The sequence below is a fragment of the Coleofasciculus sp. D1-CHI-01 genome, from assembly GCF_040218875.1.
Lineage (GTDB): Bacteria > Cyanobacteriota > Cyanobacteriia > Cyanobacteriales > Coleofasciculaceae > Coleofasciculus.
Genome location: NZ_JAVJQP010000137.1, coordinates 1 through 9,463 on the forward strand (window position 1 = coordinate 1; position 9,463 = coordinate 9,463).

A 9,463-nucleotide genomic window follows, 5' to 3' on the forward strand; every position below is an offset into this window, starting at 1 on the left:
CAAATGGTTTCCCTTTGCTCTTTTTTTTGAGAGAAAAGGGTGTTTATTTTATTAATTTTGTTATACTATTATCACAAGTACATAAAGCAGCCAAAATACTATGAGATATTTACCGCCTCAATTCGATACCTGCTACACCGCCGAAACTAAAGCCCAGCAAGGGTTAGAGGATGTTGGTGTTACCAAACTCCTCTCCCATCTCAAGCACTACAGCGATGTTGACTTCGATGCATCCCAAATGCATCTAACCGATGCTGAAGTCAAAATCCTCGCCAAACTGTTTATTCAGCAGTTAACCCAAAGCCTCAACGGTAAACTCATCGCTGGCGCATTAAATACCCTGCGTCATGGTGAGGAGATGGAGGAGATGAGGGAGCAGGGGGAGCAGGGGGAGAATTGTTACAATCGCCATTTGCCATTCCCTACCCCTCGCTACAAAGACTGCGATCGCGTCCAATGGAAAACTCCAAATCCTGACTGGGGCGTGATTCTGGGGCGCTTCTATGAATATAATCACGATGGCAATCAGTGGACGATATGCTACCTGATTCAACTCGCCCCCGATTCGCCAAGTGCAGCTTGGATTACCGCAGATATGGCTTGGGAAGAGGACTTGGAAAAAATGCCCGATACTGTTGCAGTCAGCGAAGAGAATAGCTATTCCTACCTTTATTCCAGCCAGTCTCGCCGTGCAATAGTCACGCCATCTCTGCGTAGCCCCAGAGGACGCTACAATACCCACTATCCCCACCAGCCTCGCCCGATTACTCGGCGTGAACAGTACATCATTGACCTTTATTGTTACTGTGAATTAGGGATGACGCCACGGGACTTTTATGCTAAATGGGATGTCACCTATGAACAAATTTCTCACATTTGCGATCGCTCCCTGGGAACCGTACAATGTTGGTTTAACCGAGGTCAAGGACATCGCCCTCCTAAACCCGTTGATTTGCGCCATTTGGCAATTATGGATTTTTTGTTAGAGCATTTTGAAGAGATTCCGGAAAAACTTAGAACTATCCTTTGTTCTCCATAATCGGTGGGTATTTGTAGGGGTGCATAAACGTGCGCCCTTTATTGAATGACGCTTTTGAACCTAACCCACCCAACGCGATCAAGAAATTATGACTTTTTAAAATTCAGTATCAGACTATACTGTTTTTTTGAAGCATTTTCCGACAAAACTCAACCCTTAACTAAATTAAAGCCAAATCCGCCAAATCTTATCGTTTTGTTAAAGCGTGGCTTGTACTTCTGGTGGAGTTGGTTTATCGTAATCCAACAAGCTGATGGTGTCGCGGCGGGGATACCCTCCGTTAAGGTAAAAGGCAGAAGGCTCCGAGACTCCGAGGCAGAAGGTAGAATAAAAAAACGCTTGTATAGTAAGCTGTTGCACCTTTTTCCACTGGATACTGATTTCCGCTACGTTGCACCAGATAGCTTCCCAACCTCTACACTGAAAAACGGGCGCAAGGATTGTGCCCCTACAACCCTCGTCATTTTTGGGTCATTTTAAGATGAAAAGCAACCAACTGCCAAAAAAACAAGGTTTATACGATCCACAGTTTGAACACGATGCTTGCGGTGTCGGATTCGTCGTGCAGATGAAGGGGAATCAGTCCCACGATATCGTGGAACAAGGGCTAACGATTCTGGCAAACCTGGAACATCGCGGCGCCTGTGGTTGTGAACCGAACACCGGGGATGGTGCAGGGATTTTAATCCAAATCCCGGATCAGTTTATGCACAAAGTCGCCGCCGCCGATAACATTACCCTACCGGAAGCGGGTCAGTATGGGGTGGGGGCGATTTTTACCTCCCCTGATCCGATGATTCGCCAGCAGAGTCGCCAGATTTTTGAGAAAATTGCCACCGAAGAAGGGCAAAGAGTTCTAGGGTGGCGGGATGTTCCCGTGGATAACTCCCCCCTGGGAAGTATCGCTAAACTGGGTGAACCGTTTATGCAACAGGTGTTCCTCCAGCGTTCCCCCAACCTGGCTGATGATCTGTCCTTTGAACGGAAACTCTATGTGATCCTGAAACGGGCGGAAAAAGAAATTAGCCAGTCAGAGGTTGACCCCTGCTGGTATACAGCTAGCCTTTCCTGTCGGACAATTGTGTACAAAGGGATGCTGACGCCGATACAGGTGGGACAATATTATCCCGAACTCCATGATCCGGATCTCAAAAGTGCCCTAGCCTTAGTGCATTCCCGGTTTAGTACCAACACCTTCCCCAGTTGGGAACGCGCCCACCCCTATCGCTACATTGCCCATAATGGGGAGATTAATACCTTACGGGGTAATATTAACTGGATGCACGCCCGACAGTCGCTGTTTAAGTCCAAGCTGTTTGGCGATGACTTGGAGAAAATTCAGCCCGTTATTGATTTAGAGGGGAGTGACTCGGCGATATTCGACAACTCCCTCGAAATGTTAGTCCTTTCTGGGCGTTCTTTACCCCATGCGGTAATGATGATGATTCCCGAACCCTGGACAAATCATGAGTCGATGAGTGATGAGACAAAGGCATTCTATGAATATCACTCCTGTCTCATGGAACCCTGGGATGGTCCAGCCTCCATCGCCTTTACTGATGGTACGACGATTGGGGCAGTTTTGGATCGGAATGGGTTGCGTCCATCGCGGTATTATGTGACCAAAGATGACCGGGTAATTATGGCATCCGAAGCCGGGGTGTTACCTGTGGAACCCGAAGACGTGGCGTTTAAAGGGCGCTTGCAACCCGGGCGGATGTTCTTGGTGAATATGGAACAAGGGCGGATTATTGCTGATGAGGAATTGAAACAGGCAATTATTACCGAACATCCCTACCAAGACTGGATTGACGAATACATGGTCGAACTGGCACAGTTAAAAGATGCGCCAGAGGTAGCCCAACCGGAACCCGACACCCTGATTCAACGCCAAATCGCCTTCGGGTATACCTTCGAGGAATTGCGGATGCTGATGGCACCAATGGCACAGAATGGGGTAGAAGCTGTGGGTTCGATGGGTTCGGATACGCCATTGGCGGTGTTATCCGATCGCCCGAAGTTACTTTACAATTATTTCCAGCAACTCTTCGCCCAAGTCACCAATCCCCCCATCGATTCAATTCGGGAGGAAATTATCACCTCGGCGGAAACCACAATTGGTTCAGAACGCAACTTACTCGAACCTGAACCCCAGAGTTGTCATTTAATTGAACTGAAAACGCCGATTCTGACGAATGAGGAATTAGCGAAACTCAAATATGTGTCCGAAGGGGATTTTAAATCCATTACCTTACCGATTCTATTTGACCCCAAGGCTGGGGTGAAGGGATTAGAAACGGCGATGGATGAGATTTGCGCGAAAGCCGATCGCGCGATCGCAGACGGAACCAGTATCATTATTCTCAGCGATCGCGGTATTAATCAAGACCATGCACCCATCCCCGCCTTACTTGCGGTGGCTGGATTACATCACCACCTAATCCGCAAAAAAACCCGCACCAAAGTGGGAATCGTCTTAGAATCCGGCGAACCTCGGGAAGTTCATCATCATGCGCTGCTTATCGGGTATGGCTGCGGTGGGATTAATCCCTATCTGATGTTTGAAACCATTGACGATATGATTAGCCAGGGCTTGCTGGAAAATATTGATCGCAAGACGGCGCACAAAAACTATATCAAAGCCGCCACCAAGGGGGTAATTAAAGTCGCCTCCAAGATTGGCATTTCCACCATCCAAAGTTATCGCGGTGCCCAAATCTTTGAAACCATTGGACTCAAACAGGCACTAGTTGATAAATACTTTACCTGGACAGCCACCCGGATTGAAGGGGCGGATTTAGACGTAATCGCCCAAGAAGCAATTATGCGTCATCTCCACGCCTTCCCGGATCGAGAAGTGAATGGGCATACCCTAGATGCAGGCGGCGAATATCAGTGGCGCAAAGACGGCGAGGCACACCTATTAAGTCCCCAAACCATCCACGCCCTGCAAAACGCCGTGCGTCAGGGTAGCTATGACCTGTATAAAGAATACGCTACCCTAATTAATGAACAGACCCAGCAACATTTTACCCTACGCGGACTCCTACAATTCAAGAAACGCGACCCAATTCCCTTAGAAGAAGTGGAACCCGTGGAGGCGATTACCCGACGCTTCAAAACCGGGGCGATGAGTTATGGTTCCATTTCCAAAGAGGCACACGAATCCCTCGCCATTGCGATGAACCGGATTGGCGGGAAATCCAATACTGGGGAAGGGGGAGAAGATCCCGAACGCTATACCTGGACAAATGAAAATGGCGATTCTAAGAACAGCGGGATTAAACAAGTCGCATCCGGGCGATTTGGGGTGAATAGTTTGTATTTGTCTCAAGCCAAGGAACTCCAAATTAAGATGGCGCAGGGGGCGAAGCCGGGAGAAGGGGGACAGTTACCGGGGCGGAAGGTGTATCCTTGGATTGCTAAGGTACGCAACTCGACACCAGGAGTGGGGTTAATTTCGCCACCGCCGCACCACGATATCTACTCAATTGAAGACTTAGCCGAGTTAATTCATGACCTGAAAAACGCCAACCGCGACGCCCGGATTAATGTGAAACTGGTGTCTGAGGTGGGGGTAGGAACGATCGCGGCGGGGGTTGCTAAAGCCCATGCGGATGTGGTACTGATTTCCGGTTTTGATGGCGGAACGGGTGCATCACCGCAAACCTCAATTAAACACGCCGGATTACCCTGGGAATTAGGGGTAGCGGAGACGCATCAAACCTTGGTATTAAATGATCTGCGATCGCGAATTGTCGTAGAAACCGATGGTCAAATGAAGACCGGGCGCGATGTGGTCATGGCAGCACTATTAGGGGCAGAGGAATTTGGCTTCTCTACCGCACCTCTCGTGTCCCTGGGCTGCATTATGATGCGAGTTTGTCAAAAAAACACCTGTCCGGCGGGAATTGCCACTCAGAACCCGGTGCTGCGTCAGAGTTTCATTGGCAATCCAGATCATACGGTGAACTTCATGACCTTTGTCGCCCAAGAAGTGCGGGAAATCATGGCACAACTGGGATTCCGCAGCCTAAATGAAATGGTGGGGCGTGTGGATGTCTTGGAAGCGAAGCAGGCGGTGGATCATTGGAAGGCGAAGGGATTGGATTTATCCCAGATTCTCTATCAACCGGATGTGGGACCCGAAATTGGTCGCTATTGTCAGATTCCCCAGGATCATGGGTTGGATAAGTCCCTGGATATGAGGGTTCTGCTAGATTTATGCAAAGGTGCGATCGCCAAGGGTGAAAAAGTAACCGCTACCCTACCGATTCAGAATACCAATCGGGCGGTTGGCACGATTTTAGGCAATGAAATCACCAAGCGTCATTGGCAGGGGTTACCGGAGGATACCATCCATCTCCATTTCCAAGGAAGTGCGGGTCAAAGCTTTGGCGCATTTGTCCCCAAGGGTGTCACCTTAGAACTCGAAGGAGATGCTAATGACTACTTTGGCAAAGGATTATCTGGGGGTAAATTAATCCTTTATCCTCCCGCCCGTTCCACCTTTGTCCCCCGTGAAAATATCATTGTCGGGAATGTCGCCCTCTATGGCGCAACAGGGGGTGAAGTTTATATTCGCGGAATGGCGGGTGAACGGTTCGGTGTTCGCAACTCAGGGGTCAACGCGGTGGTGGAAGCCGTGGGTGATCATGGCTGCGAATATATGACGGGCGGTAAAGTAGTGGTTTTGGGTCCAACTGGACGCAATTTTGCCGCAGGAATGAGTGGCGGTGTCGCCTATGTGTTGGATGAAAAAGGGGATTTTGCCACTCGTTGTAATACCCAGATGTCCGACTTAGAGAAACTGGAAGACGACGAGGAGATTGAAATCATCCACCAAATGATTGCCAAACACGTCGAGTACACCAAGAGTCAACTAGGGTTAACTATCTTGGCGAATTGGACAGAAATGGTGCCGAAGTTTGTCAAGGTGATACCCCGGGATTACAAGCGGGTATTGGCTTGCTTGAATAAAGCCGAGGAAGCCGGATTAAGTGGCGATGATGCGCTAACGGCTGCGTTTGAAGAAAACGCCCGCGATTTAGCCCGGATTAGCGGTAGCTAGGATTAGCGTTACGTAGTGCTATGACCCACCTAAAATGGTGAATTAGAATTGTAGGGGCGCACGGCGTGCGCCCAATTTAACCGTAAATCTATTGCACAATTTTAGCTGGGTCACGGCAGTAGGGTGCGTTAGCGTAGCGTAAGCTGTAATGCATTTAAATTGGGTATTAGTAGCGAGCAAGATGCTCAATGTAGCGAGCAAGATGCTCAATGTAGCGAGCAAGATGCTCAATGTAGCGAGCAAGATGCTCGCACTACGGCAAGGATCTCGCAATTCTTGACATTATGGTTTAAATGCCGAACAGCTTAACGCACCATTTCTTAATGGTTTGATCACAGGGCGACCCGAGTCAATTAAATGGACACAGTTGTTCCGTTGATTCCTAATTAATCGGTGAATAGAGGATACCATGGATTACGAACTTTATTCAGACGTTATCTTGCTTGGCGATATTCCTGAAGCTGGACTTTATGCAGGTGATATCGGTACAGTTGTCGAAAAACACAACGTTGCTGAATTAGAAACGGGTTATAGTGTTGAATTTTTTGATATGTTAGGCAATACCGTAGCCGTTATGACTCTACCTGAAAGTTCTCTTCGTTCACCAAACAAGTAACATTCTGCACGCGCTCAAGTATGGTTGTCAATTGGCATGGCTACTTGACCAAAATGACCGTTCAATTTTAGTCTTTCAGCCTCAACAACAACCGGAGTTATGGAATAATCGTGATGTGTTAATTAGGTTGGAAGGCATTCCATTAACGCTCAACAAGCTCAGTTGAGAGCCTTGAAATGAATTTCAGGCTCAAAGCTCAAGTAAGCTAAAGCTTACTGAATTATAGTATAAACTTATTAAATTGCCCCAGAAGCATCACCCCCACCAACGGGAGATGTCCCCGGGGAGCATTTAGGTTAAAAACATACTCTGAAGCTCGGTCTATGACTGCCTGCCAACCTACGATATTGTAAAACTTATCGTAAAACTTTTTGTAGATGTAGTAATCATACATACCCGGTTGACCGCCAACACCTTGCCAGATTTGCTTTTGGACACTAAAACCAAAGTGTTCATTACTGTATTGTACCCAGAGACGGTCAATCGTTCGCAAGTCGGTACAAGGAATTTTTTCAATGTCTTCGGTTTCCACATTCCACCAGCCTTCTTTTCCAATGGGAGCCAGCATTTTGTCTGCCGTTTCTTCATCGGCTTCTTCCCACTCTCTAGCAGCTAATAAATCTCGCAATCGGCGGTAATCGATGCCGCATTCTGAACTCAAATCATCAGTTGAATTCTGGTGCATTGCTCACAAATAAATCTAATACACTTATATTCATTGTGCCACAGGAAATTCTCTAGCGATTTAGACTGACGTACAAACAGGTTGGATGTGTTCTCACTGGTGGCTCATCGCTATCCCCAAGCGGTTTCTGTGTGGTTGGCGCGGCTGGAAACGATCCAAAAAGCTAATACTTTAGCTATCTTTAATCGGATTAATCGATCGCGTATTTCTCCCGAAGCCAGAAAGTTTGCTCAGGAAATTATGGATATCAATAAACATCGGCTACTTAGCTTGAGGAAAACACGACCTTGAAGACACCAAAAACACTATTTTTAGCTTGGCAAGATCCGATTAGTCGCTATTGGTTCCCGATTGGTCGGTTAACCTTTGACGGAAGACTCTATCAATTTGTTTATACTCAAGGGGTGAAAGAGGCGGAAGATAAATGTGCTTTTCAGTCATTGTCTTCGTTTCCGTGTTTAGATAAGGTTTATACATCAACTGAATTATTCCCCGTCTTTGCGAATCGGTTAATGTCGCGATCGCGTCCGGATTATTCCCGTTTTATGGAATGGTTAAATATTCCCAACGATGAACATGACCCCATGGCAATTTTAGCCCGCAGTGGTGGAGAACGAGAAACCGATACACTCGCTGTTTTTCCTTGTCTGGAGGTTAATGCACAAGGACAGTATCATTTATATTTTTTCTCTCAGGGGCTGCGACATTTGCCAAGCAGTGCCATTGAGCGGATTAATCAGTTTGAAGCGACTGAAAAATTAAAGTTAGCTCATCAATGGCAAAATAATCATGAGTCTGATGCTTTAATTTTAACCACAGAAGACCACTACATTGTCGGCTATTGTCCCCGATATTTACTGGCAGAACTGTTTGAGTTAATTCAAAACAGTTTCAACCTAGAGGTACAGGTAGAACGGGTGAATAAAGCGCCGACACCCTTCCAGTTTCGGTTATTGTGTAAAATGACTTTTCAGGCGAACCCTGATTATCATCCCTTCTCCAGTCGTCACTATCAACCCCTGATAGCAGAATTTACGCGATCGCATTCTTATTCCTAGCTAAACTGTTAGATATAGTAGTAGACACATCGATTAGTACAAACGAACTTTTGTAGAGACGTTGCATGCAACGTCTCTACAAAATGATGCGTCCTAACCGCTATGGCGATTGCTATACAGCAGTTTGCTCTGCTATGCGATACATTGTCGATCCCCCTAAATCCTCCATGCAAAAAAAGCGAAGCATCCTCTGGCTTCCCCCTTTTGAAGCAGGGGATTTTCATTTTCAAAAAAAATACCAAAATAAAAGCAAAATTTTTGCTGATCAAAACCGTTTTTTTGCGAGTTTTAATTCTCTCTATTCAAAAATATTTTTAACCCCAACTCTTTGCTTATTTTATGGCTGCAAAAAAGCTGAATCTCTTGCCGATTCGTGATTTCCAGGTTTGGCTTGTCTTTTTTTTGAGTTTTCTTTTTTATTGAAATTAGTTGCCTTGAATCTATCAATCGTTAAATTAGCAACATTTGTTGCCAATGTTTTCCTAACCACGCCTGCCCTTGACTAATTGACAAAAAACCACAAGTTCGATAAAGATTCATAATTAAAGTTGTCAATAAAGAAAATTTTTCGGCTACCGCACAATTTTTGATTCTTGAATTATCTTCTTGGGAAACTACATCTTTTACCCAATGTACTTGATTTTCAATTCCCCAATGTTGTTGAATTTTTTCGGCGAATAGTTGAGCGGGTAATTTTTTGCTGCTTATATAATATAAGGTCTCATTCCATTCTTTTTTGTCCCGCCATCCTTTTCTTTTTACACGAATTACACTGTGAAGATTGGGATGCTTTTGATTGCTCAAATTTTCTGGATTAAATACAGATACTGTTCGAGTTACTTGGCGGAGGCCAGACTTACATCCTTTTTTTCATATTCGCTTACTGGACTTTCTATTTCCGTTAACTCCTTAAGACGATTATACAATTTTATTTGATTCCTTTTTACCGTAATCAAATAATCATTTTGAGTTTCAATTATTGTGCGAGTAGTTT

At 45.9% G+C, this 9,463-nt stretch carries 7 protein-coding genes and 1 pseudogene; 6 read left to right on the forward strand and 2 right to left on the reverse strand.

Features of this window, described 5'->3' with window-relative positions:
- Positions 1 to 100 precede the first annotated feature (100 nt).
- The 3 genes from RIB93_RS24390 to RIB93_RS24400 all read left to right on the forward strand — a co-directional run bounded on the left by RIB93_RS24390 (position 101) and on the right by RIB93_RS24400 (position 6,726).
- Positions 101 to 1,039, forward strand: coding sequence for a hypothetical protein (locus RIB93_RS24390; RefSeq protein ID WP_446376520.1), 939 nt, complete (start codon positions 101 to 103; stop codon positions 1,037 to 1,039).
- A 481-nt stretch (positions 1,040 to 1,520) separates the two neighbouring features.
- A complete protein-coding gene (gene gltB, locus RIB93_RS24395; protein ID WP_446376522.1) occupies positions 1,521 to 6,110 on the forward strand; it encodes a glutamate synthase large subunit in 4,590 nt (1,529 codons plus the stop codon).
- 409 nt (positions 6,111 to 6,519) lie between these two features.
- Positions 6,520 to 6,726 (forward strand): DUF4926 domain-containing protein, encoded by a 207-nt coding sequence (locus RIB93_RS24400; RefSeq protein WP_446376524.1) that lies wholly within the window; start codon positions 6,520 to 6,522, stop codon positions 6,724 to 6,726.
- A 220-nt stretch (positions 6,727 to 6,946) separates the two neighbouring features.
- On the opposite strand, the gene RIB93_RS24405 is transcribed toward RIB93_RS24400, so the two are convergent.
- Positions 6,947 to 7,411, reverse strand: coding sequence for a GUN4 domain-containing protein (locus tag RIB93_RS24405; protein WP_446376526.1), 465 nt, complete (start codon positions 7,409 to 7,411; stop codon positions 6,947 to 6,949).
- Positions 7,412 to 7,492: 81 nt separating this feature from the next.
- On the opposite strand from RIB93_RS24405, the gene RIB93_RS24410 reads away from it, so the two are divergent.
- The 3 genes from RIB93_RS24410 to RIB93_RS24420 all read left to right on the forward strand — a co-directional run bounded on the left by RIB93_RS24410 (position 7,493) and on the right by RIB93_RS24420 (position 8,846).
- On the forward strand, positions 7,493 to 7,702 hold the full coding sequence (locus RIB93_RS24410; RefSeq protein ID WP_446376528.1) for a hypothetical protein: 210 nt from the start codon (positions 7,493 to 7,495) through the stop codon (positions 7,700 to 7,702).
- Complete coding sequence (locus RIB93_RS24415; protein ID WP_446376530.1) at positions 7,699 to 8,469, forward strand: HIRAN domain-containing protein; 771 nt, start codon at positions 7,699 to 7,701, stop codon at positions 8,467 to 8,469. Before RIB93_RS24410 ends, RIB93_RS24415 begins: the two co-directional genes overlap by 4 nt.
- Positions 8,470 to 8,534: 65 nt before the next feature.
- The gene (locus RIB93_RS24420; protein WP_446376532.1) at positions 8,535 to 8,846 is read left to right on the forward strand and encodes a hypothetical protein; all 312 of its coding nucleotides are present in this window, start codon (positions 8,535 to 8,537) and stop codon (positions 8,844 to 8,846) included.
- A 73-nt stretch (positions 8,847 to 8,919) separates the two neighbouring features.
- Here the strand turns inward: RIB93_RS24420 and RIB93_RS24425 are convergent.
- Positions 8,920 to 9,303: pseudogene (locus tag RIB93_RS24425) on the reverse strand (ISAs1 family transposase); the annotation flags it as partial.
- Positions 9,304 to 9,463: the final 160 nt, after the last annotated feature.

Bases quoted from the DNA above. Each gene is read 5' to 3' on its own strand.
- RIB93_RS24420 (WP_446376532.1), top strand. From the start codon at position 8,535: ATGCAACGTCTCTACAAAATGATGCGTCCTAACCGCTATGGCGATTGC.
- RIB93_RS24405 (WP_446376526.1), bottom strand. From the start codon at position 7,411: ATGCACCAGAATTCAACTGATGATTTGAGTTCAGAATGCGGCATCGAT.
- gltB (WP_446376522.1), top strand. From the start codon at position 1,521: ATGAAAAGCAACCAACTGCCAAAAAAACAAGGTTTATACGATCCACAG.
- RIB93_RS24390 (WP_446376520.1), top strand. From the start codon at position 101: ATGAGATATTTACCGCCTCAATTCGATACCTGCTACACCGCCGAAACT.
- RIB93_RS24400 (WP_446376524.1), top strand. From the start codon at position 6,520: ATGGATTACGAACTTTATTCAGACGTTATCTTGCTTGGCGATATTCCT.